The sequence below is a fragment of the Devosia enhydra genome, from assembly GCF_900119845.1.
Taxonomy (GTDB): Bacteria; Pseudomonadota; Alphaproteobacteria; order Rhizobiales; family Devosiaceae; genus FPKU01.
Genome location: NZ_FPKU01000001.1, coordinates 497,975 through 523,828 on the forward strand (window position 1 = coordinate 497,975; position 25,854 = coordinate 523,828).

23 protein-coding genes are annotated in these 25,854 nt (G+C 65.6%); 14 read left to right on the forward strand and 9 right to left on the reverse strand.

What is annotated here, in order from left to right; genetic code table 11:
• Positions 1–14: 14 nt before the first annotated feature.
• From flgC to BT183_RS02540, 8 genes are all read left to right on the forward strand, one after another.
• Positions 15–428 carry a flagellar basal body rod protein FlgC gene (gene flgC / locus BT183_RS02505; RefSeq protein ID WP_072338820.1) on the forward strand — a complete coding sequence of 138 codons (414 nt, stop codon included), beginning with the start codon at positions 15–17 and terminating at the stop codon, positions 426–428.
• Between the two features lie 17 nt (positions 429–445).
• A complete protein-coding gene (gene fliE / locus BT183_RS02510; protein ID WP_072341413.1) occupies positions 446–769 on the forward strand; it encodes a flagellar hook-basal body complex protein FliE in 324 nt (107 codons plus the stop codon).
• Positions 770–863: 94 nt separating this feature from the next.
• Positions 864–1,130, forward strand: a complete 267-nt coding sequence (gene fliQ, locus BT183_RS02515; protein ID WP_072338821.1) for a flagellar biosynthesis protein FliQ — start codon at positions 864–866, stop codon at positions 1,128–1,130.
• Entirely contained in the window at positions 1,131–1,901 is a 771-nt protein-coding gene (gene fliR, locus BT183_RS02520) for a flagellar biosynthetic protein FliR (protein ID WP_072338822.1), read from the forward strand.
• Positions 1,902–2,978, forward strand: coding sequence for a flagellar biosynthesis protein FlhB (gene flhB, locus BT183_RS02525; protein ID WP_072338823.1), 1,077 nt, complete (start codon positions 1,902–1,904; stop codon positions 2,976–2,978).
• A gap of 121 nt (positions 2,979–3,099) precedes the next feature.
• A complete protein-coding gene (cckA, locus tag BT183_RS02530; RefSeq protein WP_072338824.1) occupies positions 3,100–5,667 on the forward strand; it encodes a cell cycle histidine kinase CckA in 2,568 nt (855 codons plus the stop codon).
• 133 nt (positions 5,668–5,800) lie between these two features.
• Positions 5,801–6,121, forward strand: coding sequence for a 2Fe-2S iron-sulfur cluster-binding protein (locus tag BT183_RS02535; protein WP_072341415.1), 321 nt, complete (start codon positions 5,801–5,803; stop codon positions 6,119–6,121).
• Between the two features lie 121 nt (positions 6,122–6,242).
• Positions 6,243–7,043, forward strand: a complete 801-nt coding sequence (locus tag BT183_RS02540) for an EAL domain-containing protein (protein ID WP_072338825.1) — start codon at positions 6,243–6,245, stop codon at positions 7,041–7,043.
• On the opposite strand, the gene BT183_RS02545 is transcribed toward BT183_RS02540, so the two are convergent.
• The gene (locus BT183_RS02545) at positions 7,044–8,060 is read right to left on the reverse strand and encodes a YcjF family protein (RefSeq protein WP_072338826.1); all 1,017 of its coding nucleotides are present in this window, start codon (positions 8,058–8,060) and stop codon (positions 7,044–7,046) included.
• Positions 8,057–9,502 (reverse strand): YcjX family GTP-binding protein, encoded by a 1,446-nt coding sequence (locus BT183_RS02550; RefSeq protein WP_072338827.1) that lies wholly within the window; start codon positions 9,500–9,502, stop codon positions 8,057–8,059. The genes BT183_RS02545 and BT183_RS02550 overlap by 4 nt, the downstream gene beginning before the upstream one ends.
• A 185-nt stretch (positions 9,503–9,687) precedes the next feature.
• Here BT183_RS02550 and BT183_RS02555 point away from each other — a divergent pair, with 185 nt between their 5' ends.
• From BT183_RS02555 to BT183_RS02565, 3 genes are all read left to right on the forward strand, one after another.
• Positions 9,688–11,634 carry a glycosyltransferase family 2 protein gene (locus BT183_RS02555; protein ID WP_084603203.1) on the forward strand — a complete coding sequence of 649 codons (1,947 nt, stop codon included), beginning with the start codon at positions 9,688–9,690 and terminating at the stop codon, positions 11,632–11,634.
• Positions 11,631–12,794: a hypothetical protein gene (locus BT183_RS02560; RefSeq protein WP_072338829.1), complete on the forward strand. Its 1,164-nt coding sequence runs from the start codon at positions 11,631–11,633 to the stop codon at positions 12,792–12,794. The genes BT183_RS02555 and BT183_RS02560 overlap by 4 nt, the downstream gene beginning before the upstream one ends.
• Positions 12,795–13,091: 297 nt before the next feature.
• Entirely contained in the window at positions 13,092–15,077 is a 1,986-nt protein-coding gene (locus tag BT183_RS02565) for a PhoX family protein (protein ID WP_072338830.1), read from the forward strand.
• Between the two features lie 191 nt (positions 15,078–15,268).
• Here the strand turns inward: BT183_RS02565 and BT183_RS02570 are convergent, their stop codons facing one another.
• The gene (locus tag BT183_RS02570; protein ID WP_072338831.1) at positions 15,269–16,189 is read right to left on the reverse strand and encodes a homoserine O-succinyltransferase; all 921 of its coding nucleotides are present in this window, start codon (positions 16,187–16,189) and stop codon (positions 15,269–15,271) included.
• A 148-nt stretch (positions 16,190–16,337) separates the two neighbouring features.
• Complete coding sequence (locus BT183_RS02575) at positions 16,338–17,204, reverse strand: ATPase (RefSeq protein ID WP_072338832.1); 867 nt, start codon at positions 17,202–17,204, stop codon at positions 16,338–16,340.
• A 244-nt stretch (positions 17,205–17,448) separates the two neighbouring features.
• Between BT183_RS02575 and BT183_RS02580 the strand changes: the two genes are divergently transcribed.
• The 3 genes from BT183_RS02580 to BT183_RS02590 are packed head-to-tail and all read left to right on the forward strand — an operon-like array spanning position 17,449 to position 22,597.
• Positions 17,449–19,224, forward strand: coding sequence for a flagellar hook protein FlgE (locus BT183_RS02580; protein WP_072341420.1), 1,776 nt, complete (start codon positions 17,449–17,451; stop codon positions 19,222–19,224).
• A gap of 29 nt (positions 19,225–19,253) precedes the next feature.
• On the forward strand, positions 19,254–21,098 hold the full coding sequence (gene flgK / locus BT183_RS02585; RefSeq protein ID WP_072338833.1) for a flagellar hook-associated protein FlgK: 1,845 nt from the start codon (positions 19,254–19,256) through the stop codon (positions 21,096–21,098).
• Between the two features lie 8 nt (positions 21,099–21,106).
• Positions 21,107–22,597, forward strand: coding sequence for a hypothetical protein (locus tag BT183_RS02590; RefSeq protein WP_072338834.1), 1,491 nt, complete (start codon positions 21,107–21,109; stop codon positions 22,595–22,597).
• Between the two features lie 227 nt (positions 22,598–22,824).
• On the opposite strand, the gene flaF is transcribed toward BT183_RS02590, so the two are convergent.
• The 5 genes from flaF to BT183_RS02615 all read right to left on the reverse strand — a co-directional run bounded on the left by flaF (position 22,825) and on the right by BT183_RS02615 (position 25,843).
• Positions 22,825–23,193: a flagellar biosynthesis regulator FlaF gene (gene flaF / locus BT183_RS02595; protein ID WP_072338835.1), complete on the reverse strand. Its 369-nt coding sequence runs from the start codon at positions 23,191–23,193 to the stop codon at positions 22,825–22,827.
• Positions 23,141–23,569 carry a flagellar biosynthesis repressor FlbT gene (flbT, locus tag BT183_RS02600; protein ID WP_072338836.1) on the reverse strand — a complete coding sequence of 143 codons (429 nt, stop codon included), beginning with the start codon at positions 23,567–23,569 and terminating at the stop codon, positions 23,141–23,143. Before flbT ends, flaF begins: the two co-directional genes overlap by 53 nt.
• 106 nt (positions 23,570–23,675) lie before the next feature.
• Positions 23,676–24,839, reverse strand: a complete 1,164-nt coding sequence (locus BT183_RS02605; protein ID WP_072338837.1) for a flagellin N-terminal helical domain-containing protein — start codon at positions 24,837–24,839, stop codon at positions 23,676–23,678.
• A gap of 138 nt (positions 24,840–24,977) precedes the next feature.
• A complete protein-coding gene (locus tag BT183_RS02610; RefSeq protein ID WP_143145629.1) occupies positions 24,978–25,319 on the reverse strand; it encodes a hypothetical protein in 342 nt (113 codons plus the stop codon).
• A gap of 53 nt (positions 25,320–25,372) precedes the next feature.
• Positions 25,373–25,843: a hypothetical protein gene (locus tag BT183_RS02615; RefSeq protein WP_143145630.1), complete on the reverse strand. Its 471-nt coding sequence runs from the start codon at positions 25,841–25,843 to the stop codon at positions 25,373–25,375.
• Positions 25,844–25,854: the final 11 nt, after the last annotated feature.

Sequence of the window (25,854 nt, forward strand, 5' to 3'; positions counted from 1 at the left end):
TCCGGAGCGCTCCGATGGCCGATTTCCTTTCCTCGCTCAAGATCGCCGCCTCGGGCCTCACGGCCCAGTCGGCCCGCATGCGGGTGATCGCCGAGAACATTGCCAACGCCGATTCCGCCGCGCGCAGCCCCAATGAGGACCCCTATCGCCGCCGCGTGCCGACCTTCGAGGCGGTGATGGACCAGGAATTGGGGGGCACCGGCGTCCGGCTTGGGCCGGTGGCGCTCGACCAGTCGGATTTTTCGTCCCGCTACGAACCGGGCCATCCGGCTGCCGATGAGAATGGCTATGTGCGCTACCCCAACGTCAATTCGCTGATCGAGACGATGGACATGCGAGAAGCCCAGCGCACCTACGAGGCCAATCTCAACGTGGTGACCGTGACCCGGCAGATGCTGGGCCGCACCATCGATATCCTGCGCGGCTGAGGAGCCCTGAAATGGCGATTTCGTCTCCCTTCAATGCCGCGCTCTCGGCCTATGGCAATGCCGCCAAGCTGGTCGAGCGGGCAGGGCCCGCGGGCGGCTCCTCGGCCCCCGTCGCGGGCGCGACGCCCGATTTCGGCAAGATGCTCGCCGATACGCTCTCGGGGGTCGTCGAAAACGGGCGCGCGACCGATGCCAAGGCGATGGACCTCGTCAGCGGGCAGGGCAATGTGGTCGATGTGGTGACCGCCATTGCCGAAACCGAAATCGCCATCGAAAGCATGGTGACGGTGCGCGACCGGGTGATTTCGGCCTATGAGGAAATCATGCGCATGCCGATCTGAGTCGGGGCGTGTCCTCCGTGGCCCGCCTTCGGTTCGCGCCTCGGGGTGAGGTGAGCGCGGAGCGCAGCCGCCAGCGGACAGGAAGGGCGCCAGCATGACCGGCCCGGAAGTGCTCGACATCGCCAGCGAAGGCATCTGGGTGCTGCTGATCATCTCGGCGCCGATGATGATCGTGGGGCTCGTGGTGGGCGTCGTCATCGCGCTCTTCCAGGCGCTGACGCAGATCCAGGAAATGACGCTGGTCTTTGTGCCCAAGATCATCGCGATCTTCATCACGCTGCTTCTGTCCCTGCCCTTCATCGGCAGCATCATGGCCGGCTACATGATGCGTATCGCCGACATGATCGTCACGGGGAGCTAGGTGACCCTCAGCCTCGACTGGCTGCCCCAGAGCGCCTATCTCTACATCCTGATCTTTGCGCGTGTCGGCACCCTGCTGATGCTGCTGCCGGCGCTTGGGGAGCGGGTCATTCCCGCCCGCATGCGGCTGAGCTTCGCGCTGCTCTTTGCCCTCGTGCTCTATCCGCTGGTCAGCCCCGGGCTGCCGCCCCTGCCGGCCGGCATTTTCGACACGCTTGGGCTGCTGCTGCACGAGGTGGCGATCGGGCTCATCCTGGGCGGCATCATGCGGCTGGTGATGATGGCGACCCAGATCGCCGGATCGGTCATCGCGTTTCAGGCGGGGCTCAGCGTCGCGCAGGCCGCCGACCCCACCAATGAGGGGGTACAGGGTGCGCTGATCGGCAGCTTTCTCTCGTTTCTCGGGGTCACGCTGATCTTTGCCGCCGACCTGCACCACATGGCCCTGGCGGCGATCCATGACAGCTACCAGGTGTTTTCGCCGCGTGATCCGCTGATGTTCGGGGATGCAGCGCAGATGGCGCTGCAGTCGGCCGCCGCCGCCTTTATCATCGGGGTGCAGATGTCGGCGCCCTTCATCGTGTTCGGACTGGTGTTCTATCTCGGGCTCGGCATTCTGGCGCGCATGATGCCGCAGTTGCAGGTGTTCTTCATCGCCATGCCGGCCACCATCGGCATCGGGCTGATGCTGATGGCCATTCTGCTGACGGCGATGATGGGGTGGTATCTGGCCCATTTCGAAGGGCAGCTGGCGCTGCTGCGGGGGAGCTAGATGGCCGACGCCCCCGATCGCTCGTCCCAGACAGAGGACCCGACCCAGAAAAAGCTCGACGACGCCCACAAGAAGGGCGACGTGGTCAAGAGCCAGGAGGTGACCAACTGGTTCATGCTCGCCGGCTCGACGCTGGTGTTTGCCGCCATGGCGCCGAGCGTCGGCGCCAGCCTGGGGCAGGCGATGGCCGACCTCATGGCCAATGCAGGCGAACTCGAAGTGGGCGGGCCGGGCTTCGACGGAATGATGAGCGGGTTGACGCAATCGATTCTGGCGATTGCGCTTTTGCCGCTGCTGGTGCTGGCCGTCTTCGCCATTGCCGGCAATCTCATCCAGCACAGGCTGGTGTTCACCGGGGAAACGCTGAAGCCGAAATTCTCCAAGATCAATCCGATCGAAGGCTTCAAGCGGCTGTTCTCGGCCGAGGCGCTGGTCAATTTCGCCAAGGGGCTCGTCAAGCTCGGGCTCGTCTCGGCGGTGCTGTGGTTCGTGCTCTGGCCCGAGCAGAACCGGCTCGAGATGCTGATCGTGGCCGATCCGGCGGTGCTGCTGCCCGAGTTCGTGGCACTGGGCCTCAAGATCTTCGGTGCGGTGCTTGGGGTGGTGACGCTGATCGCCATCGCCGATTATGCCTGGCAGCGCCAACGCTGGTGGCAGCGCCAGAAGATGACGGTGCAGGAGACGCGCGACGAGTTCAAGCAGAGCGAAGGCGACCCGCATATCAAGGCGCGTATCCGCCAGATCCGCCAGGAGCGCGGCCGCAAGCGCATGATGGCGCAGGTGCCCGACGCCACCGTGATCATCACCAACCCCACCCATTATGCCGTGGCGCTGAAATATGAGCGTGACATGGCCGCCCCCATCTGCGTCGCCAAGGGTGTCGATGCCGTGGCGCTGCGCATTCGTGCCGTCGCCAAGGAAAACGATGTGCCGATCATCGAAAATCCGCCGCTGGCGCGCGCCCTTCATGCCAGCGTCGATATCGACGAGACCATTCCCGCCGAGCACTACAAGGCGGTGGCCCAGGTGATCGGCTATGTGATGAAGCTCAGCGGAAGGGCCCGCTGGAAGGCCTGACCCGGGCGCTGTGGTGGCAGGATTGCGGCAAGCCGGCACTACCCAAGCGCAAGCGAGCTTTGCTAGAGCTAGGAAGCCGCCGATTCGGCACCGATCCACCTGCCCGGAGGCCAGCACCCGCATGTCGAACGCGCCGCTCGACGAGGACGGCTATCCAGCCCCTTTCCTGTCGCGACTGCGGCAGATGTCGGGAACCTGGCGGGTCGTGGCGCTCGCGCTGGTCTTCGTGCTCGCCGCCGTGCTGCTGGCGCTCCTTGGGGATCGTATCCCGCCCGATGTCATCCTGATCGCGCTGGCGCTGCTCGCCGTTATCGGCGTCTTCTGCCTTTTTGCCATCGCGGCCGGCCTCTTTCGCCTCAGCCCGGGCGAGGAGGGACGGACGCTGCCGCGCGCCATCGTCGACAGCCTGCCCTTTGGTGCCATCGTCACCGATCGCGAGGGGCGGATCACCTATGCCAACATGCGCTATGGCGATTTTCCGGGCGGCACCAGCAATGGCGTGCCCGTCGGTGTGCCGCGGCTCTTTGCCGGCTACCCGGAGACCAGCGAAGCGCTGAACCGCCTCTCACGCGCGGCGCGCGACGGACGGCCCGCCTTCGAGGACCTGCGGCTGATCGGCGGGCTGGGCGGCGCCATGGGCGGCAGCACGCGGCCGAGTTGGTATCGCGTCGGCGTGCGCAGCCTGCCGCCCGTCGAAGGGCATGGCAGCGCGCTGGTGCTGTGGAGCGTCGAGGACATCACCCGCGATCGCGAGCGGCAGGACAATGCCTATGCCGAATTGCAGCGCGCCATCGATTATCTCGACCACGCGCCGGCCGGCTTCTTTTCCGCCGATGCCAGCGGGCAGATCCAGTATCTCAACTCCACCCTCGCGGACTGGCTGGGCTACGACCTCGCCGAATTCGAGACCGGAGCCATTGCGCTCGAGGACCTCGTGCGCGGGGATGGCGCGAGCCTCTTGATGCGCGGGCGAGCCGATGGGCAGATCCGCACCGAGGTCATCGATATCGATCTCGTGCGCCGCAATGGCACGAGCCTGCCGGTCAGGCTGCTGCATCGCGCGGCGCGGCTTGCTGCCGGTGAACTGGGCGAAACGCGTACGCTCGTGCTCGACCGGCGACAGGGCACCGACAGCGCCGAGGCGCTGCGGGCGGCCGAAGTGCGCTTCTCGCGCTTTTTCAACGACACGCCTTTTGCCATCGCCACGCTGGACGGACAGGGGCGCATCATCCGCACCAACGCGCCCTTCAGCCGCATCTTCGGCTGGTCGAGCAGCGAAAAGAGCATCGAGATGCAGCCGATGGCCGACCTGTTGGTGGAGGCGGACCGCACGCGCTTTGCCGAGGCGGTTACCGCTGCTCACGAGAACCGCTCCTCGATCGAACCGGTGGACGCGCTGCTGGCCGGGGTGGGCGACCATGCGGTCAGGCTCTACGTGTCGGGGTCGGAAGCCTCGGAGGCTTCGTCCGAACGCGTCAACGTCTACGCGCTCGACATGACCGAGCAGCGCAAGCTCGAGGCGCAATTCGCGCAGGGCCAGAAGATGCAGGCTGTGGGCCAGCTGGCGGGCGGAGTGGCGCATGACTTCAACAACGTGCTGACCGCCATCATCGGCTTCTCCGACCTTTTGCTGCTCAAGCACAAACCGGGCGATCCGTCCTTCGCCGATCTGATGGCGATCAAGAACAGCGCCAATCGCGCGGCCGGCCTGACCCGCCAGTTGCTGGCCTTCTCGCGGCGCCAGACGCTGCGTCCGCAGGTGCTGGAAATCCAGGGCCATATCGACGATCTGACGGTGCTTCTGAAGCGCCTGATCGGCGAGGCGATCACGCTGGCGGTGGAGCACGGGCGCGCGCTCTGGCCGGTGAAGGCAGACCTCGTGCAGCTCGAGCAGGTGGTGGTCAACCTCGTCGTCAACGCGCGCGATGCCATGCCCAATGGTGGCACGATCACGTTGAGGACCGCCAATGTCTCGGCCGCCGAAGTGCCGGGGCTTGGCCATGCCGGGCTGCCGGCGGCCGATTATGTCGCCATCGAGGTGGTCGATACCGGCACGGGCATGACCCCGGAGATCATGGACAAGATCTTCGAGCCGTTCTTTTCGACCAAGGAGCTCGGCAAGGGCACGGGGCTCGGGCTCTCGACCGTCTATGGCATCATCAAGCAGACGGGCGGCTTCATCTATTGCGCATCGACGCTCGGGGTGGGCACGACCTTCCAGATCTACCTGCCGCGCCATGTGGCGGCCGAAGGCGACGTGGTGCCCAAGGCGCAGGCCGCGCCGGTCAAGGACCTGACCGGGCACGAGCGCATCCTTCTGGTCGAAGACGAGGACAATGTCCGCTCCTTCTCGGCCCGTGCCCTGCGTGCCACCGGCTACGAGGTGTTCGAGGCGGATTCGGGCGAGGAGGCGCTTTATGTGCTCGACGACATCGAGGATGGCATCGACCTGATGATCTCCGACGTCGTGATGCCGGAGATGGACGGGCCGACGCTTCTGGGCAAGGTGCGCGAGCGCCTGCCGGACCTCAAGGTGATCTTCGTATCGGGCTATGCCGAGGAAAGCGTGCGGCAGGATATCGCCGATGATTCCACGGTGGAGTTCCTCGCCAAGCCCTATTCGCTCGACCAGATCAACTCCAAGGTCAAGGAAGTGCTCGCGAGCGCCCGGCGCGACGTGCGGGAGTGACGGGTCCGCCCGGCGCGCGTTAAGCTTCGGCGTCCTATGCTGCGGCGTCTTGGAGCACCCGGCGTTGCGGGGTTGGCACCGGCCCGCATGGCAGTGTAGAGAGCCCCGGTCGCAGCGCGAGGTGCAGGGGCTCATGAAGATCGTCGTCACGGACCAGGAAGGCGTTGTCCATGAGCTCGAGGGGCTCGATGGCTGGCGCGTGATGGAAATCATCCGCGACTGGGGGCTCAACATCAAGGCGGAATGCGGCGGCAGCTGCACCTGCGCCACCTGCCATGTCTATGTCGATGCCGCCTGGGCAGACCAGCTGGTCGAGCCGAGTGACGACGAGGAAGACCTGCTGTTTTCCACCACCGACAAGAAGCCCACCTCGCGGCTGTCATGCCAGATCCTGATGCGCGACGAGCTCGACGGGCTCAAGGTGACCCTTGCGCCATCGGCCGCCAAGGACTGAGCGAGGCCACTGCCTTCCGTCGCCATGCGCGGCGCGCGATCGCTCGAGACTGCACGTACGGATTAACGCAATCTAGACGGTGGCTGCGGATACTGGCTGCATCCGAAACCCCGGAACAGCCATGGGCCAGTCGACAGTCTGCGCAAATTGCCGCTCGGTCACCGAATTTCCCGTGGCCTTCACGATGGCCTTCCAGCCGATCGTGGATGTGTGCGGCAACCATCTCTGGGGCCACGAGGCGCTGGTGCGCGGCAGCGGCGGCGAGGGTGCCGCGAGCGTGCTGCGGCATGTCGACGACACCAACCGCTATGCCTTCGATCAGGCCTGCCGTGTCAAGGCGATCGAACTCGCCGGGCGACATATCGGGGATCGCCATGGCCGCCTGAGCATCAATTTCATGCCCAATGCGGTCTACGAACCGCGGGCCTGCATCCGCCTCTCGCTGGAGGCGGCGCGCGAAAGCGGCTTCGACCCCAAGCGCCTGATGTTCGAATTCACCGAGGACGAGCGCATCGCCGATGCGGCGCACACCAAGCGGATCATCGATGCCTATCGCCGCATGGGCTTCCTGACCGCCATCGATGATTTCGGGGCCGGCTTTGCCGGTCTTTCGCTGCTGGCGGAATTCCAGCCCGACATCATCAAGCTCGACATGGCGTTGGTCCGTGGGCTCGATGGCAATGAGCGGCGCCGCACCATCGTGGGGGCGCTGGCATCGCTGGCGGCCGCGCTCGAAATCACCGTGCTCGCCGAGGGTGTAGAAACCCAGGGTGAGATGCAGGCGCTGCGCGACGCCGGCATCAGCCTTCAGCAGGGCTATTTCTTCGGGCGGCCTGCGCTCGAGCGCTTCGAGGTGCCGGCGGGCTTCGCTGCGGGCGAGGAGCGTGGCCGCATCATCCCGTTCGTTGCGGCGACGCTCTGATCAGGACCTGGTTTCCGGACGATCCATCACGTTCACAAGCTCGGACAGGAAATCGCGGACCTTCGGCTGCGGCGCCACGGTAAAGGGCAACGGGCGGACGACGATCATCGCCGCGATGCCGACACGCACCGTCATCAGCCCGTTGACGACGCCTTCGCCCAGCCGGGCCGAAAGCTTGGCCGCCAAGCCCTGACCCACCAGTTGCTCGACCACCCCATCGGTGAGCACCAGCCCGCCGGTGACGGCGAGGTGCTGCAGGATCGCACCGGCAAGGCGCCATGAGCCGATGAGGCCGGGCCGCGCGCCATAGAGCCGAGCGATGGCGCCTCCGAGCCGCACGCTTTCATAGACCACGAAGGCGATATCGACGAGCGCGCGCGGCGAGACGGTGGTGACCACCGCAACGCGGCGCGCCGAGGCGGCGGTGAGCGCGCGAGCGCGGGCATCGAGCGGGGCGAGCAGCCGGCGCTCGGCGAGGCGCACCATCTCGGCGCCATCAAAGAGCTGGTCGCGCTCGCTGCGCAGGGCGGTGTTGGCTGCATCGAGATCAGGGCGGCCGGCATAGATGGTGTCGAGTTCTGCGAGCAGGCGCTGGCCATCGCCGCGATGGTCGGTGGCGAGGATCTCGGTGGCGCGCCGCCTCAGATGGGCGACTTCCGCAAGCCGCCGCACGGCGAGGATTTCGCGGATGAGCAGGGCGGTGCCGGCGAGCAGTGCCACCATCAGCACCGCGAGGCCAATCCAGCCCAGTGCCGGATAGGTGGCAAAGAGGTCGCGAATCAGCCGATCTGCGGCGAGGCCGATGCCGAGCCCGACCAGCATGCCGATGGCGCCGATGAAAAGCTTGCGGATGGCGCCGCCTTTTTTCGGCGGAAGGGCCGGATCGACGAGAATTTCAGGATCAGGCTCGGCCACCGGATCGAGCGCGACCCGATCGACCGCGATGGCGCGGGGCGGGCGGGTGCGCAAGGGCTCGTCGGTCTCGGGCGCGATGGGAATGGCGCGGGGCGGTTTCATCGCATCCGGTCTCCGATGAGGAAATCGAGCGCCCGGTCGAACCGGATGTGGGGCAGGATCAACTGGCCGTCGGGTCCGCGCGGCAGATCGGGCGGCAGGAAGCGCAGGAAACGCAGGCCCGGACCGGCGCCGTCATCGAACACCCTGTCCGGATCGTCCGGCAAGTCACCGGGAAACAGGGCGATTTCGGACTTTCCATCATAGGTGACGCCATCGAGCGTCTCGCCCGGCTCCGGGCGACCGATGATGGTGGGAAAGGTCTCGCCACCCTCGCGGAAACTGCCTTCGCGGGTAGCGCGCAGGGCGGCGATCGCCAGCGAGGCGGTGCGGGTGCCGGCGAAGCGGGCGCGATTGGCGGCGTTGCCGACGAGGCGGTTCAAAATACGCTCCAGCCGATCATGCGAAGTGTGGTGGATATGGTCGGCCTTGGTGGCGCAAAAGAGGATGCGGTCGATGCGCCGCGAGAAAGGGCGCAGCAGGGGATTGACCTCGCCCTGCCGGAAGCAGGCTAAGATCTCTGTCATCGCGGTTTCAAGATCAGCGACCGCCGCTGGCCCGGCATTGAGGGCCCGTAGCGCATCGACCAGCACCACCTGCCGGTCGAGCCGGGCGAAGTGATCGCGGAAGAAGGGGCGCACGACCACCGACTTGTACGCCTCGAAGCGGCGTTCGAGCATGGCGTGCAGGCTGGCCGAGGGCGCGGCGTCGTCGCGAGGGGGGAGGGGCGCGAAGGTGAGGGCGGGAGAGCCTTCAAGATCGCCAGGCATGAGGAAGCGGCCGGGTGCCAGCGCCGAGAGCGCCCGCCCATCTTCGCGGCTCTTGCGAAGATAGGCGGTGAAAACGCGGGCGAGGGTTTCGGCAGTCGGATCGCTGGCAGGTGCGAGCGGATCGGTGGCAGCAAGGGCTGCAAGGAAGGGGCTGGCGTCTTCGCCGCCGCGGCTGCGCATGCGCTCGAGGGTAGCGGCGCTCCACTGGGCGTAACTTTGGGCCAGCAGCGGCAGGTCGAGAAGCCACTCGCCGGGATAATCGACGATATCGAGATGAAGCGTCGAGGTGCCCCGAAGCCCCGCGGTCCAGCGGGTCGAGCGGTAGCGCAGGGTGATGCGCAACTGCGAGATGCGCCGGGTCGATTCCGGCCAGCTCGGTGGATCGGCCGAGAGGGCGGCCAGATGCTGCTCGAAGGCAAAGCGCGGCATGGCGCGATCGGGATATTCGGTGAGCGCGCCACCCAGCAGCCGACCCTCGGCGACGGGCGCGAACGCGGGCAGCCGGCCACTGGCGACGAGGTTCTGCACCAGAGCGGTGATGAACACCGTCTTGCCGGCCCGCGACAGGCCGGTGACGCCCAGCCGCAAAGTGGGCACGAAGGTACCGGTGGCGCTTTCGGCGAGATTCGCGAGCGCAATGCCGATCTCGTCGGCAAGTGTGGTGGCAGGGGCCAAGCGGATACTCCTCGACACCCAGACTTAGTTCATGGGCCAGCCGTTGCAAGACCGAGCAAGGCGCGAGCCGGCATCCGGGTTCCACCCGGCTTGAACCGGCGGCGCGATCGCAGCCATATGCGATAATGCGATTGTGATCGCGGGGGTTCTCGATTTCTTCATGGCTTGTGGGCTCGATTATCGGAATGCCACGCGTCGTCGAGAAAAACGGGCCAATAGATTCGCCCGATATCGTAGGATTTGAACCGCCCGCCGAACCAGTGGTGGCGCTGCATGACGCGGTGACGCGGCTGCTCATCGAGAAAAAACAGCTGGCGCTGACCGACCTTGCGGTGGCGTTGCGCCGTCAGCACGAATGGGGGTCGAGCCTCGCGCGGACCGTGATCGGGCTCGGCTTTGTCCGGCCGATGGATTATTATCGTGCGGTTGCAGAGGTTTACGAGGTTCCCTTCGTCAATCTCCAGGATGATCCTGTCGATGCCACGCTGACGCGCGTGGAAGAGCGCAGCGACTATGCCGAGCTCAATGTGCTGCCGTGGCGGCGGGTCAATGGCCGGCTGATGCTGGCCACCATCGAAATCAGCCCGGATCTGATCAGATGGGCCGATGAGCGGTTCGGCGCCGAAAACTACGATTTCGTCGTTACCTCACCCTTCGACATCCTGTGGCAGACGAGCGAGCTCTTCCGGCAATGGGACAGCTATTTCGCGCGTGAGGCGCTGTTTGCCTGGAAGCCCGAGCATTCCGCCAAGACGACGCTGAGCAAATCGCAAAAGATCGCCGTCGCGGTCATGGCCGGCATGCTGGCGATGGCGCTGATCCTTGCGCCGATGGGTACGGCGGTGGTGCTGATGGCGGTCTTCACCACCATCTACACCATCACTTTCGTCTTCAAATTCGTGCTGACCTTCGTGGGGGCCTCGCGCAAGGCAGACATGGAAATCTCGCCCGAAGCGGTGAAGGCGGTGCGCGACGCGGACCTGCCGATCTACACCGTGCTCGTGCCGATGTTCCGCGAGGCCAAGGTCTTGCCGCTGCTGACCCGTTCGCTCAAGGGGCTCGATTATCCGGCGAGTAAGCTCGAGGTGAAGCTGGTGCTCGAGGAGGAGGATACCGAGACCATCGATGCGGCCAAGGCGTTGCGGCTGCCCGGCACCTTCGAGATCATCCGCGTGCCCAAGAGCCAGCCCAAGACCAAGCCCAAGGCCTGCAATTATGCGTTGCAGTTCTGCCGGGGCGAGTTCGTGACCATCTATGATGCCGAGGACCAGCCCGAGCCCGACCAGCTCAAGAAGGCGGTGCTGGCGTTCCGCAATTCAGACGAAAAGCTCGCCTGCGTGCAGGGTCGGCTCAACTATTTCAACCGGGGCGAGAACTGGCTGACGCGCATGTTCACGCTCGAATACAGCCAGTGGTTCGATTTTCTGCTGCCCGGGCTCGACTGGCTGAAGGTGCCCATTCCGCTCGGCGGCACATCGAACCATTTCAAGCTCGCCGTGCTGCGCAAGGTAGGGGCGTGGGACCCCTATAACGTGACCGAGGATGCCGATCTGGGGGTGCGGCTGGCGCAGGAGGGCTATACCGTTGGGGTGATCAACTCGACCACCTTCGAGGAGGCCAACGGCGTTCTGCCCAGCTGGATCAAGCAGCGCTCGCGCTGGATCAAGGGCTATATGCAGACCTGGCTGGTGCATATGCGCCACCCGATCCAGCTGTGGAAGTCGATCGGCACCAAGGGCTTCTTCGCCTTCCACTTCTTCATTGGCGCGCCGCCCTTCACCATGCTGCTGGCGCCGATCCTCTGGATCATCACGCTTCTTGTTTGGCTGACGACGACCTTCGAGTTCGGCTGGCTTTTCCCCGAGCCCTTCGGAACCATGGCGCTGTTCAACCTCATCATCGGCAATCTCTTCCTCGTCTATTTCGGCGTGGTGGCGGCGCTGAAGCGCAAATATTACGACCTCGTGCCGGTAGGCATCCTGCTGCCGGTCTATTGGGTGCTGCACTCGATCGCGGCCTACAAGGCGTTCTGGCAGCTGATCGTGAACCCGCATTACTGGGAAAAGACCGAGCACGGCACATCGAGCGTGACGCAGAAGACGCTCGAAGAGGTGAAGGCGACGCTGAAATGAGCGATGCCGCGGTAACGAGCCCCCCGGCGATCGTCGCCCCGCCCGCGCGGCCGGCAAAGCCGCTCTGGCGACCGGCGACGCTGATCATTGCGCTCAGCGCCCTCGTGATGCTGACGCTATTGGCCTACCTCGTGGTGGAAGCGGGCTATCTGCGGGCCGACATCGAGGCGCTGCAGGGCGGCGAGGCCTGGCGCACGGGCGGCTGGATGGCGCAGGTGGTGCTGCGCGTCGTCAGCCTTCTTCCCGATGCGGAGTGGCAGGCCGTCGTGCTCGCGCTGATGGCGGCGAGTGTCACGGGCGTGATGTTCGGCGTGCTCTATCACCGCTTGCGCCTCAATGGCTGGACGGTGCTCGGCGCCATCGTGATCGTCGCCACCCTCGGGCTGCATGCGGGCGAGCTCTATGCCCTCACCGCTTCGAGCCGCGCCATTCCGCTCTATATCGCGCTCGCCGCGCTGATCCCGGCCATCCGGGCGCTCGAGGATGTGGGCGATGTGCAATCGGCCATCACCTTCGGCATGGTGCTGCCGCTGTTGCTGCTGGCCAGCCCGATCACGACGCTGCTGATCGTGCCGCTGACCATAGCGGGCGCGCTCGCCAATCCCGACAGCTGGCGCGATGGCCGCGCCTTCGTGGCCATGCTGCTGGTGGCAATCCTGCCGACGCTGATCGTCGCCTCGGGTGTCATCGGCTATGCCGTGCAGGCGCGGCTCGACCTCACGCTGATCCTTTCCACCTATATCCGCACCTATGCGCAGATCCGGGTGGGGGATATCAGCGGCAGCCTGATGGCGCTGCTGGCCTTCGCGCCCGTGGGGCTCGTGCCGCTGCTCTATTGCGTCTGGCGCAAACTGCCCGAGCGTCGCCGCTATGTGTGGAGCGCGCTGGCCGTGGTGGGCCTGCCGCTTTATCTCGCCATGGCGCGCCAGACCTTTCCCAGCACCATGTCGGCCATCGTGCCGCCGCTGGCGCTGGTGACGGCGTTCGTGTCGTGGCTCTCGGTGGTGCGCCTGCCCTTCGCGCTCCGAGCCCTCAGCGTGGGACTGATGCTGGCTTCGGCGGTATTGAGCTGGTGGGTCACCGGGCTCTGGGATGATCCCGAATGGAAGGCGACGCTGTGGGCGCTCGCCGCGCCGGTTATGGGGTGGGTGGGCGGCTGAGATCAGGCCCCTTTCCCCGGTGTCATTCCTGCGAAAGCAGAAATCTCTGTTAGCAAGGTAGGCCCCCGTAAACGGAGGTCCCTGCTTTCGCAGGGACGACGTGGTGAGGGGTGGGGTTAGGGCCCTCGTCCTTCGACAGGCTCAGGATGAGGGCCGGTCCGGGCTCCGTGTGAGCCCCTCCCTCGCACGCCCCCTGTCATCGATCCGTCACCGGGCAGTCATGGTGCTGTGATGGGCGCTCCGTAGTTTGGAACAGCTCTACTTTGTGGGCAGAAATTCCAATCGCCGGAGGCACTTATGAACGATCTGACGCCAACCTTCCCGACGCAAGGGTTGGAGACGGCCGAGTTCGAGCCCACCAACACCACCGCCAACCGCACCATGGGCGAGATCATCGGCGCGCGCTTCTCGCGCCGCGCCCTGCTCAAGGGCTCGCTGGCTGTTTCCGCCATTGCGGCGACCGTGGGCCCGGTGGCGCTGTTCACCGCCGACCGCGCGCAGGCGCAGGAGAACGGCACGCGCTTCCTGTTCCCGGAAGTCGAGGCCGGCATCGATGCCGACCATCATGTGGCCGAAGGCTATGACGTCGATGTGCTGCTGCGCTGGGGCGATGCGGTGGAAGCCGGCGCGCCGGAATTCGACCCCGCCAACCAGACCGCCGCGGGCCAGGCCAAGCAGTTCGGCTACAATAACGACTATGTCGGCTATATCCCGCTCGAGGGTTCGGACGAGCACGGCCTGCTGGTCGTGAACCACGAATATACCAACGCCCACCTGATGTTCCCCGGCCTCGTGCAGATCGTCGACGGCAAGCCGGTGCAGGGCGATCTTTCGGCCGAGCAGGTCGATATCGAGATCGCAGCGCATGGCGGCTCGATTGTCGAGATCATGAAGGTCGACGGCAAGTGGCAGGTGGTCAAGGACAGCCCGTACAACCGCCGCATCACCGGCACGACCCCGATGATCATCACCGGGCCGGCGGCCGGCCATGACCGTCTCAAGACCTCCGTGGACGCGACCGGTACGCAGGCTATCGGCACGCTCAACAACTGCGCCGGCGGCGTGACGCCCTGGGGCACCTATCTGATGGCCGAAGAGAATTTCCACGGCTATTTCTCGGGTACGCTGCCCGAAGGCCATGCCGAGGCCGCCAACTACAAGCGTCTCGGCGCGCCGGGCAATTCCTACCAGTGGGCCGGCTTCCACGACCGCTTCGACGTGGCCAAGGAACCCAACGAGATGAACCGCTTCGGCTATATCGTCGAAGTGGACCCGATGGACCCGACCTCGACCCCCAAGAAGCGCACCGCCATGGGCCGCTTCAAGCATGAGGGCGCCGAATCCATCGTGGCCGCCGATGGCCGCGTGGTGCTCTATACCGGCGACGATGAGCGCTTCGACTATGTCTACAAGTTCGTGACGGCCGGCACCTACAATCCCGACGATCGGGCCGCCAACATGGACCTGCTCGACGAGGGCACGCTCTATGTGGCGCGCTTCGAGGAAGACGGCAGCATGGAATGGCTGCCGCTGGTTCATGGCGAAGGTCCGCTCACCGCCGAAAACGGCTTTAACAGCCAGGCCGACGTGATGATCGAAACCCGTCGTGCCGGCGACCTGCTCGGCGCCACCAAGATGGACCGCCCCGAGGATGTCGAGCCCAATGCCGCCAACGGCAAGGTCTACCTCATGCTGACCAACAACACCCGCCGCACGGCCGAGCAGATCCACGCGGCGAACCCGCGTGCCTCGAACGCCTTCGGCCACATCATCGAGATCGCCGAAGAGGGCGGTGACTTCGCCGCGACCAAGGGCACATGGGAAGTGCTGCTCAAATGCGGCGACCCCTCGGTTGCCGAAGTGGGTGCCACCTTCTCGACCGCGACCACCGAGAATGGCTGGTTCGGCATGCCCGACAACTGCGCCATCGACGCCGATGGCCGGCTCTGGGTTTCCACCGACGGCAACAACCCCACCGATACCGGCCGTACGGACGGGCTCTGGGCGGTCGAGACCGAAGGCGAAGGCCGCGGCACGTCGCGCCTCTTCTACCGCGTGCCGGTTGGCGCCGAGATGTGCGGTCCGGTGTTCACCCGCAATGGCGAGACGCTGTTCCTGGCCGTGCAGCATCCGGGCGATGGCGGCGAAGACTGGGACGGCCATGGCCGCCCGTCCTACTACGAAGATCCGGCGACCCGCTGGCCCGATTTCAACCCCAACCTGCCGGTGCGTCCGTCGGTTGTGGTTGTCACCAAGCAGGGTGGCGGCAAGATCGCCGTCTGATCGTCGCGGGAAACGTCAGGTAACGCGGCTCTCGTCACCTCTCCCTTTGGGGGAGAGGTCGGCGCGGAGCGCCGGGTGAGGGGGCCTCGCGATCTCGCGTGGGGCAGGCCCCTCACCCTAGCCCTCTCCCTTTAAGGGAGAGGGGACGCACGAGCCGATGGAACTGCACGAACTGCCGGTTCAATCTGGCCTCAGGCGCCGGACTTGCCGATATCGGCGAGGGCGAAAGGCGTGGTCTGGTAGATCTCGTTGATCCAGTTCTGGAACAGGAGATGGCCGTGGCTGCGCCAGCGGTTCTCGGGCTCCACGCTGGTATCGCCATCGGGGTAGAGGTTGACCGGCAAAGCCGGATCGAGCCCCGCCGCCAGGTCGCGGTGATATTCGTCGGCGAGCGAGCGGTTGTCATACTCCAAGTGGTTGAGCATGTAGGCCGCCCGATAGCGGCGGTCGGCGAGCATGCAAACCCCGATGTCGGGATTATCGATCAGCACCTCAAGGTCGGGTCCAAGGCTGGCCCGATCAATGTCGTTATAGCGCGACACGGGGATCATCGGGCTGTCGGACATGCCGCGCAGCAGCGGGGAACGCGGATTGACGATGTGGTGCCGGAAGACGCCGAAGGCCTTGGTCTCCATCCGGCGGCGGCGCACGCCGTGGAAATGGTGCAGAGCCGCCTGCGCTCCCCAGCAGATGAACATGGTGTGGTGCACGTTGGTCTGCGTCCAGTCCATGATCTCGACCATCTCGGGCCAGTAGCGCACCTCCGCGAAGGGCAGGTTGGCGATGGGGGCGCCGGTGACGATGAAGCCGTCGAAGCGGCGATCGCGCACCTCATCCCACTGCTTGTAGAAGCTGTTGAGATAGTCTTCCTGCGTGTTGCGCGAGCCCGGATCGGTGACGCGCACCAGCGTGAGATCGACCTGGAGCGGAGTGGCCGCCACGAGCCGCGCGAACTGGGTCTCGGTCCGCTCCTTGTTGGGCATGAGGTTGAGCAGCCCGATCTGCAGCGGACGGATATCCTGGCGGGCGGCGCGGGTGGAATCCATGACCATGAGGCCCTCGTCTTCGAGGGTCTTGCGGGCAGGCAGGTCGTCTGGAATGCGGATGGGCATGATATGCCTCGTCTTTGCAAAAAAGGGCAGGCCTCGTGCTTGATGGCTCGCAGGTCTCAGGCCCGGTCCAAAGGGCGAGCGAGACAGGCGAGAAGCCCCCATGGCGAGGCCCGAGGCCGTCTGGCCATTGCCTCAAAGCCATGAGGGCTCAGCGCATTCGCGATGCGATGGCTTTGCCCATCAGGTCGAGAAAATCGGCACCGTCACGCACGGTTGCAAGGTCGGCGGCATCGACGCAATAGCCGAAATTGTCCGCCAGCTTCTGGTAGCGCGGCAGCCTGTCATGCAGCAGCGCCTCGAAGCCCCAGGCCCCGAAGCCGGCCGGATCGACATCATCATCGTGAGCGACGCCGTTGAGGCGCTTGTACTCGGCCCATTTGGCAACGAGGAACTGCGGCCGGTAATACATCGGCTTGGGGCTGGCCTTGAAGCGCGCGATGAGCTTTTCGGCATCGGCATCGGTGCCGCGGATATAGAGCAGCGCCGTATGACGGGTCAGCGCCGCAACCACCGGATCGGCCGGGTTGTCGTGATTAATGACCTCGATCAGCGAGCCGCCGGTATCGGCGATGAAATCATCATAACCATAGAGCACCTTGGCGCGATCAATGAAGGTCGGCACATCGAGCAGGGCCGAGATTTCGGCGACCCGGTGCTGCTCCTGTCGCCGCTGGTATTCGGCAAAGGGCAGGCCGCCGCGCGACGGATCGCCCGGCGTGCCCAGATAGCTCGAGAGCGGGTCGAGATTGTCGAAGGTGATGTTGGACGAAATGTAGATGGAATCCGAGCGCAAGAGATCGCGCAGGAAGGGAACCTTCATCGCTTCGCGCTTGAAATTGTCGACGATGAACTCGCCCATATGGCGGGTGCCGATGCGGTAATCGACTGAATAATGGAACCAGCGGTGGCGGCGCAGCATGGCGGCCAGCCAGGTCTTGCCGACGCCCGCCATGCCGAAGACGGTGACGGCATGGCCGGGGGCGGACACAAACTCGTCTCTCGTTTCGAACAGCATCGGCTTTTCCCCGGAAAGGCGCGTTCGGCTTTAGACCATCGCAATCGTGCCCGCAAGCGCTGGGCAAAAGCTGCCGGGACGCCGGCACGGCTTGCCGGCCGGGGCGGGTGCTGCGGGCCGAGCAGCGCCCAAACCCCTGGAATTGCTGGGGCCCCGGCTTGGCATCAGGCTTGCTTTGAAAGGGATGGACAGGTGCGGCGTCCCGCGGTTCGGGCGCGCATCGCTTGCGGCAATGGAGTGGCAGATGGGTATCTACAGTGCGATGACGACGGCGGTGACCGGGCTCAAGGCCCAGTCCTTCGCGCTCGAGAATATTTCGGGCAACATCGCCAATTCCCAGACCACCGGCTTCAAGCGCATCGATACCGACTTCATCGACCTGATCGCCGATGCACCGCGCACCCAGCAGGCAGCCGGCTCGGTGCTGGCCCAGTCGCGCGCCACCAATGCGCTGCAGGGGGACATCAAGGCGGTTTCGACCGATACCTACATGGCCATCAATGGCAATGGCTTCTTCATCGTCGAGCCGCGCATCTCGCAGTCGGATGGCAATCCGGTGTTTGCCGGACAGAACCTCTATACGCGGCGCGGCGATTTCGACATCGACAAGAACGGCTATCTGGTCAATGGCTCGGGCTATTACCTCAAGGGCCTCGCTATCGATCCGGCAACGCAGAACATCTCGGGTTCTGTGCCGCAGGTGCTGCAGCTTTCGAACGCCTTCCTGCCCGCGGCGCCGAGCACGCGCATCAACTACCAGTTGAACCTGCCCCAGCAGCCCAACACCGACGCCTACAAGATCGCCCAGGGCGTTGCCGGCAGCGAGCTGCTCAAGGCCTCGGATTTCATGACCGTCGCGCCCGATGTGGCCGCCGGCACCACGGGGTCGGCGGTTCTTACCGGCACGGCCGATGCGGCGAGCGTGATGCCGGCCGGCCAGTCCATGAGCCTGACGGTCGGCAGCTCGACCCTGACTTTCGATTTCTACGACGGGGCGCTCGGCGCCTATTCGGGCAGCAATATCGGCATCGATGTGGAAGCCGGGCTGGTTGATATCGATGCGGCTTTGGCCGCGATCCAGGCCCAGTTGCGGGCATCGGGCGTGGCGGGCACAGCCGATGCCACGGTCGCGCGAAACGGCACGGGCGCGGTTGCGATCAGCCTTGGCACCAATACGAGCCAGAGCTTTGCCGTCGCCTCGGCGCCCGCCGGACTGGGGCTGGCGTCGACCAGCAACGCGCCGGTGCTCAACTCGCAGGCGGCCCGCGTCGCGACGGTCTCGGCGGCCAATTCGGTCGATTTCATCGCCCAGTCGGTGGCTGGCGGCGCGATCACGGTCTATGCGCAGAACGGCGCGCCGGCCGACGTGCAGATGCGCTGGGCCAAGATCTCGAGCGAGGCGGAAGGCGGGGTCGACCGCTGGAACCTCTTTTACATGACCAATTCGGAAGCCACCGGCAGCCAGCCGATGTGGCAGAATGTGGGAATCGACTACACCTTCGGCGCCGATGGCGCGCTCAATCCGCCGGTGACTGCGACGCCGCTGACGGGGCTGACGGTGAACGGCGTGTCGATCGGCAACATCACGCTCCAGCACGGCCCCAACGGCATCACCCAGTTCAACGACCCCAACGGCACCGCGCAGGTGACGACGTTGAGCCAGAACGGCTACGCGGCGGGTGAATATGTGTCGGTCGCCATCAACGACAGCGGCCGCGTGGTGGTGACCTACAGCAATGGCCAGCAGCTAGAAGTGGCGCAAGTGGTGATCGCCGAATTCAACGCCGCCAACCAGCTCAAGCGCATGGATGGCGGGGTGTTCGCAGCGACCTCCGACAGCGGCGAGCCGATCTTCAACCTCGAAGGCGGCATCCTCGGGGCCTCGCTCGAAAGCTCCAACACCGACATCTCCGAGGAATTCACCAAGCTAATCGTGACCCAGCAGGCCTATGCGGCGGGCACCCGCATCGTTTCGACCGCCGACGAGATGATGCAGGAAGCCCTCAACATGGTCCGCTGATCAACGGCGACTAGCGGAGTTACGCGCTCATGGGCCTCGGCGTCACCCTCAACAATGCGCTTGCCGGCATGTCGGTCAACCAGAGCAATCTGGAAGTCCTGTCGCGCAATATCGCCAATTCGGGAACGCCGGGCTATCACAGGCAGTCGATCTCGACGGTCGACGGGCTCGGCGCCTCGGGCAGCTATGTGCGCTCGGCCGGGGTGCAGCGCGCCTTCGACCAGAGCCTGCAAAGCTATTACACCCGCTCCACGGCCGATGCCGGCTACGCCAATGCACGGGCGAGCTTTCTCGACAGGTTGCAGACGGCGCTGGGCAAGCCGGGCAGCGCCGGATCGCTCGACACCGCGCTGAGCACCTTCTCGGCCTCGCTGCAGACGCTGGCGACGAGCCCCGAGGCCTATTCGGCGCGGGCCGGGGCCGTGGCCGAAGCGCAGGCGATGGCCGAAACGCTCAACCGGCTTTCGGGCGAGGTGCAGGGGCTAAGGCGGGATGCCGAATCCCGCATCGCCGGACATGTGACGACCATCAACCAGACCCTGAGGAGCCTCGAGGACATCAACCTCAAGCTCGCCGACCGCAGCACCGATCTGGGCGCGCGTTCGGCGATGCTCGACCAGCGCGACAGGCTGGTGGCCGGGCTTTCGGAACTCGTCGACATCCGTGTCGACTACCGGTCGGACGACACCGTCTCGATCATGACGCGGTCGGGGGTGGGGCTCATCGACCTCAAGGCGGCCCAGCTGAGCTTTGAAAGCGGGGGCCAGCTCTCCGCGGGCAACCTCGTGAGCCTCGACCCGACCCGGTCGGGCGTCGCTTCGCTGACCGTGCGCTCGGCCTCGGGGCTGACGCTCGATGCGATCCAGCAGTCTGTGTTCGGCTCGGGTGAACTCGCGGCGCTGATCGAGCTGCGCGACAAGACGCTGGTGACGGCGCAGAACCAGCTGGACGATATCGCAGCCTCGCTGGCGCAGGCCTTTTCCACCATCAGGACGGACGGCAGCCCGGCCAGTGTGGGGCCGCAGCAGGGGCTGGAAGTCGATATCTCCGGGCTTGCGGCCGGCAACGACATCCTGCTCGACTATACCCAGAACGGACAGGCCCGCTCGGTGCGCGTGGTGCGGGTGGAGGATCCGGCACAGCTGCCGATGGACCGGACCGGGCCGGACGGCGTGCGCACCATCGGCCTCAGCTTTGCCGGTGGCGCGGCCGGGGTTGCCGCCGGACTGCAGGCGGCGTTGGGTCCGGGGTTGACGCTTTCGGGCAGCGGCAGCGTCCTGCGGGTACTCGATGATGGGGTGGGCAATACCATCACCGTCTCCGCCCTCGCAGCGCGGCGCACGGCCACCGCGCTCCAGGGCGATGGCGCGGCGCTCGGGCTGTTCGTCGACAGTGCCGGGGCGGCCTTTACCGACAGCGTCGACGGGGCGGGGCAGCGACAGGGCTTTGCCGGCCGCATCCGCGTCAATCCGGCAGTCGTTTCCAACAACACTCTTCTCGTGCAGCATCAGGCGGGCGCGACGCTGGGCGACACCGAACGCGTCGACCTGATGGTCGAGCGCCTGTCGAACACGAGCTTTTCCACCGGCACCGGCGTCACCCCGGCTGGCACGGGCTACAGGCTTTCGGGCTCGCTGGGTGAGATCGTCGCGCAGGTGATGGACCAGCAGGGCACGGTGGTGGCCAACGCCATCAGCGCCCGCGACACCCAGATGCTGGCGCTCGAGGCGGTGGTCCAGCGCATGGACAAGGCCTATGGCGTCAATGTCGATGAGGAAATGGCCCGGCTGATGGAATTGCAGAACGCCTACGCCGCCAATGCCCGCATCCTCTCGGTGGTGCAGGAACTGCTCGACACGCTGCTGCGCATCTGAGGACCCCGATGAGCGTCATCGACAACCGCTATTACCCCATCCAGTCCAGCACGCGGCTGATGACCAGCATGCGCACGCAGTTCGACACGCTGCAGCAGCAGCTGGCGACGGGCGAAAAGCATGCAAGCCTCGCCGAGCTGGGCAGCGAGCGCTATTTCGACCTGACCATCAGGGCGCGGATGGCGCGGATCGAGGGCTATGGCAACACCATGACGGCAGTGTCGCTGCGCATCGACGCCATGGCTTCGAGCCTGTCGCGGCTCGACGCGATCGCCGGGGAAACGCGCGGGCTGATGAACGTGGGCGGCTACGGGCAGGGCAACATCAATCTCGCCACGGCCCCGAGCCAGGCCGCGGCGCGGCTCGACGAGGTGATGAACCTGCTCAATGGCGAAATGGCCGGGCGCTACCTGTTCGGTGGCAATGCCGTCGACGGCAAGCCGGTTACGAGCGCCTCGGCCGTGCTCGACGGCGAGGCGGGCAAGGCCGGGTTCAGGATCGTCGCGGCAGAGCGCAAGCTGGCCGATCTCGGTGCGGGCGGGATGGGGCGGCTGACCGCAACTGCAAGCGGCACGAGCGTGACGGTTGCCGAAGACGGAGCCCACCCCTTCGGCTTCAAGCTCGCAACGCTCAATGCCAGCCCGGCCCAGGCCGGGTTGACGCAGCCGACGGGCGATCCGGCAAGTCTTGGCATTTCGCTGGCGACCCAGCCGCCATCCGGCACGCGCTACACCATCGGCCTCGACCTGCCCGATGGCACCAAGACCGAGGTCAGCGTCACGGCCGGGGGCACCGGGGCCGGCAGCTTTGCGATTGGCGCGACACCGGCCGACACGGCGGCCAACCTGGCAGCGGCCATTGGTACGGCGCTTTCGGGCGCGGCGACGCGCGAACTGGCGGTCGCGTCATCCTTTGCGGCAGCAGAGATGTTCTTTGCCGGGCAGGGCGAGACGCAGATGCGGATCGACGGCCCGCCCTTCGAGACGGCGACGGCCTTGCGGCCCGCGACGACCGGCGACACGGTGCAGTGGTATCGCGGGCAGGACAGTGCCGATGCGCGATCGAGCGTCTCTGCCAAGATCGATGATGCGGCGACCGTCGGCTACGGCGTCCAGGCCAACGAAGCCGGCATCACGCGGCTGGTGCGCACCCTGGCGGTGATGGCGAGCGAGACCTATCCCGAGGGCGACGCGACGTCGCGCGATCGCTTCGATGCCGTGGCGCGCCGGCAATTGTCACAGATGGCCGAGACGACTGCCAACGCACCCGGCTCGCTGCAATCGATCACGGTGGAGATCAGCCTCGCCAAGACGCGCATCGAGCGGGTCTCGGGCCAGCAGAAGGCCTATTCCGAGCAGCTCGAAAGCCTCCGCGCCGGCATCGAAGGCATTGCGCCCGAGCAGGTGGCCGCGGAAATCCTCGCGCTCAAGACCCGCCTCGAAGCGAGCTACCAGACGACGGCGCTGGTCAGCCAGCTGAGCCTCGTGAATTACCTCTGAGGCGGCTCTTCGCTTCTCCCCTCTCGGGGAGAAGGTGGCCCGTTAGGGCCCGATGAGGGGTTCAGATTTGGTGTTGGAGCTGAGAGGCTGAACCCTCCACCCCAACCCTCACGCCATTCGAGCATAGCTCTCATGGCCTTCTCCCCTCAAATCGCTCCTCAGGAGCGATTTGGCCTTCGGCACGGCTCGAACCCCCTCAGGGAGAGGGGGCGAGAGGTCGGCTCGAACTAGCGGGCGGCGCGGAGGCCGGCGGCGAGTTCGCGGTTGATGGAGATCAGGACGTCGAGCTTGGCGGGGTCGGGCGCGATCTCGACCTTGAGGGTGTGGCTCAGAACGAAGATCCCGAGATTGGCGACGTTCTGGCGAATGGCGGCCGGCAGCGGGTTTTCGGGACGCGTGACCGAGGTCAGGAAGATGTTCCACAGCTTGCGGTTGAAGCGCAGCGCGGATGGGAGATCGGCATTGCTCGCATCCCAGTTCTCGCGGATGCGCTGAAGGTCGGTGGCCGAACGGGACAGAAGGTTGGCCTCGAGGTCGCGCGGGCTACCGGTCCGCTTCGCCACCTGCTGATAGGCCTGCGCTGCCTGATGCTGCATTTGAGAGAAGATCCTGTTCGTATGCGACGAGCTTCTTTGCCGCCTTCAGAGCTTTATAATGAGAGTTGGTTAATATCTCGTTGTTGATCTCATCCACCAAAGTCGTGGTGGAGGGCGCGGCGCGCACCAGATCGGTGACGAGCTCGAAATACTGCCGCCTCAAAGCGGCACTCTCGTCGCCCAGATACATGAGCTGTATGGCCAGGTAGATGCGCTTGGCCGGCGTGTCGGCCGTGGCGGGGGAGAGGATGTCCTTCTCGCGCAGGATAGGCGTGCGCCCCTCGATGAAAAGCCGCGTGCGCTGGTCGGAATTGGTGATGACGCAATTGCCTACGATCAGCCGTTCGCCGGGCCGCAATTCGACCTTGAGTGCCATCAGCCGCCCTTCCGCCTTTGCCAGCGCCGCGTAGCGGGCGCGCCGCCAGTATAACGAAAAAGGCGGGCCGGAGCCCGCCTTCGTAAAAACTGCCGGACTGAAGGGATCAGAAGAGACGCAGCACGTTCTGGTCGGCCTGGCTCGCGAGCGACAGGGCGGTGGAGCTCAACTGCTGGCGGGTCTGGAGCGCGAGGAGGTTCGCGGCTTCCTCGTTGCTGTCGGCCAGGGTCAGGTTGGCGGCGCCGGTCTCGAGAACATTGATCATGTTCTTGGTGAAATCCTGGCGGGTTTCGACGACCGACAGGTTCGAGCCGAACTTGGCGGCCTGGGTGCGCAGCGAGTCGATGCCGGCCTTGAGGTCGTTCAGCGTAGCGTTGATGTCGCTGTTGTTGTCGAAGTCACCCGAGGCGAGCGCATCGAGCCCGAGGCCTGCAGCGTTGAAGGTTACGCCGGTGACGGCCAGCTTGGACGAGCCATCTTCGTTGAACAGCACTTCGAGGCTGTCGCCATCGAGCAGGTTCACGCCGTTGAAGCCGGAATCCTTGGCCAACTGGTCGATCTGCGAGAGCAGGTCGTTATACTGGGTGCGCAGCTCTTCGCGCTTGGGGTTCGCGCTGGTGCTGGTGGTGGTCGTGCCGGGGTTGGCGGCGGTGTAGGTATCGCTCTCGGTGCCCGCGAAGCCGGCGGTGGCCGTGGTAACGGCGATGTCGGTATTGGCCGAACCGGTCAGGACGATCTTGCCCGAATCCGTGCCCGTGCCGACGCTTGCGGTCACACCGGTGATGTTGGCGTCATTGATGGCCTGCACGGCCGTGGCAATGTTGGCGCCATCGGTGATGGTAACGTCAGAGCCATTGATGGTCAGGGTCGCGTTCGAACCCGACGGGGCGGCATAGGTGCCCCCGACAACGCGGGCCAGCTCTTCGGGCGCAGCGCCGGTGGTGGTGCTGGTCTCGACGGTCGCGGAGGTCTGGAGCGCCTGGCGGGCAGTGGCCTGGGCGGATTCGACCAGCTTGGTGATCGCGGTCAGGCCCTTGTCGGCGGCAGCGATGGTCTGCACCGCGTTCGACACCGAGTCGAGCAGCTGGTTCAGATCGGACGCGCGGCTGTTGAGCGAGGAGGCCGTGAAGAAATTGGTGGGGTTATCGAGAGCCGAGTTCACCTTGAGGCCGGTAGCAAGACGCTCCTGGGTCTTGCCCATGGCTGCGGCGGTGGACTGGAGGCTGAGGAGGTTCGAGCGAACCGCCTTCGAAAGGGTGACGTCGGCCATGAGATATTCCTCTTCTGAGCAACCGTTCTGACGCAGGCGCCTCCTTCTGGGGCGCATGGGGCCGACTATTGGCAGAGGGTTCGTAAAGAAGCGTTAACAGGGCCAAGGTGTTGGCCGGGACGCGCTCGCAGATCGTGCTCAGACGCGTCGATCGCTGCGCGGACGGCCGTGCAGGTGCGCGGGCAGGGCTGCCGGGGTGGGCGCGGGCCGTGGCAGCCGCAGCTTTTCAGCGAGCAAGGCTGCCAGAAAAGGCAGGGTCGAGCGCGGTTCGGGCGGCAAGGGAGGCGAGCCGGCTGCCTCTACCGGTGGAGCAGGCGCCGGGGCCTCGACCGCATCGTCGGTCACGCTCCGGTCGGGCAGTTCGCCGAGAAGGGTGCGCGAGCGGAACTCGGCAAGGGTGCCGCGCCGCATGCCAACCCTGGTACTGGCGTACGTCTCGGACAGGGCCGCCTCCATCTGCATCGTGGCAGATGAGGGCATGTCCGGCCTAAGACAGGCTTATCGCGATCGCCGGGGTTTGAGGCAAATGCCGCTCAAAGCGCCCGGTTGATGGCAATGCCGCGCGCCGCATGCGCCTGTGGCGCGCCCATTCGGGCGTTGGCGCCATAGGTGGTTGCGCGGGTCGTCCGGCCGACCGTTTGGGCGACATCGGTCAGCAGATCATCGGTCACGCGCCGCATGGTGGCGATGACCTTGAGGTTTTCGGCCAGTTGCGTGGCGAGGCGCTCCTGCCCCGAAACGAGGGTTGCGAAGGCGGCCGGCTCCTCGGAGCGCAACCGCTCGGCCTGCCGCTGCACGGACCTTGAGATTCCGACATAATCCTGCGCGATGGTGGCTTTTTCTGCGCCAAGATGTCCAGCCTGCTGGAAATGCCCTGCACGCAGGAGGGTCGTTTCCTCATTGGTGATGCGGGCGAGCGCGTCGAGGAGATCGCCGGCGCGGGTGCAGAGGGCGGCAGCATCGAGATCGTCGAGCGCGGCGATGCGCCTTGCGGCATTTGACATGGAAAGCTTCC

What these genes read in the sequence shown, in the direction of transcription:
- flhB (WP_072338823.1), top strand. Translation starts at nt 1,902, where the DNA reads ATGGCCGACGCCCCCGATCGCTCGTCCCAGACAGAGGACCCGACCCAG.
- BT183_RS02610 (WP_143145629.1), bottom strand. Translation starts at nt 25,319, where the DNA reads ATGCCCTCATCTGCCACGATGCAGATGGAGGCGGCCCTGTCCGAGACG.
- BT183_RS02545 (WP_072338826.1), bottom strand. Translation starts at nt 8,060, where the DNA reads ATGAAACCGCCCCGCGCCATTCCCATCGCGCCCGAGACCGACGAGCCC.
- BT183_RS02560 (WP_072338829.1), top strand. Translation starts at nt 11,631, where the DNA reads ATGAGCGATGCCGCGGTAACGAGCCCCCCGGCGATCGTCGCCCCGCCC.
- BT183_RS02565 (WP_072338830.1), top strand. Translation starts at nt 13,092, where the DNA reads ATGAACGATCTGACGCCAACCTTCCCGACGCAAGGGTTGGAGACGGCC.
- BT183_RS02535 (WP_072341415.1), top strand. Translation starts at nt 5,801, where the DNA reads ATGAAGATCGTCGTCACGGACCAGGAAGGCGTTGTCCATGAGCTCGAG.
- BT183_RS02615 (WP_143145630.1), bottom strand. Translation starts at nt 25,843, where the DNA reads ATGTCAAATGCCGCAAGGCGCATCGCCGCGCTCGACGATCTCGATGCT.
- fliQ (WP_072338821.1), top strand. Translation starts at nt 864, where the DNA reads ATGACCGGCCCGGAAGTGCTCGACATCGCCAGCGAAGGCATCTGGGTG.
- BT183_RS02580 (WP_072341420.1), top strand. Translation starts at nt 17,449, where the DNA reads ATGGGTATCTACAGTGCGATGACGACGGCGGTGACCGGGCTCAAGGCC.
- flgC (WP_072338820.1), top strand. Translation starts at nt 15, where the DNA reads ATGGCCGATTTCCTTTCCTCGCTCAAGATCGCCGCCTCGGGCCTCACG.
- BT183_RS02570 (WP_072338831.1), bottom strand. Translation starts at nt 16,189, where the DNA reads ATGCCCATCCGCATTCCAGACGACCTGCCTGCCCGCAAGACCCTCGAA.
- BT183_RS02540 (WP_072338825.1), top strand. Translation starts at nt 6,243, where the DNA reads ATGGGCCAGTCGACAGTCTGCGCAAATTGCCGCTCGGTCACCGAATTT.
- BT183_RS02590 (WP_072338834.1), top strand. Translation starts at nt 21,107, where the DNA reads ATGAGCGTCATCGACAACCGCTATTACCCCATCCAGTCCAGCACGCGG.
- BT183_RS02605 (WP_072338837.1), bottom strand. Translation starts at nt 24,839, where the DNA reads ATGGCCGACGTCACCCTTTCGAAGGCGGTTCGCTCGAACCTCCTCAGC.
- flbT (WP_072338836.1), bottom strand. Translation starts at nt 23,569, where the DNA reads ATGGCACTCAAGGTCGAATTGCGGCCCGGCGAACGGCTGATCGTAGGC.
- BT183_RS02555 (WP_084603203.1), top strand. Translation starts at nt 9,688, where the DNA reads ATGCCACGCGTCGTCGAGAAAAACGGGCCAATAGATTCGCCCGATATC.
- cckA (WP_072338824.1), top strand. Translation starts at nt 3,100, where the DNA reads ATGTCGAACGCGCCGCTCGACGAGGACGGCTATCCAGCCCCTTTCCTG.
- flaF (WP_072338835.1), bottom strand. Translation starts at nt 23,193, where the DNA reads ATGCAGCATCAGGCAGCGCAGGCCTATCAGCAGGTGGCGAAGCGGACC.
- BT183_RS02575 (WP_072338832.1), bottom strand. Translation starts at nt 17,204, where the DNA reads ATGCTGTTCGAAACGAGAGACGAGTTTGTGTCCGCCCCCGGCCATGCC.
- flgK (WP_072338833.1), top strand. Translation starts at nt 19,254, where the DNA reads ATGGGCCTCGGCGTCACCCTCAACAATGCGCTTGCCGGCATGTCGGTC.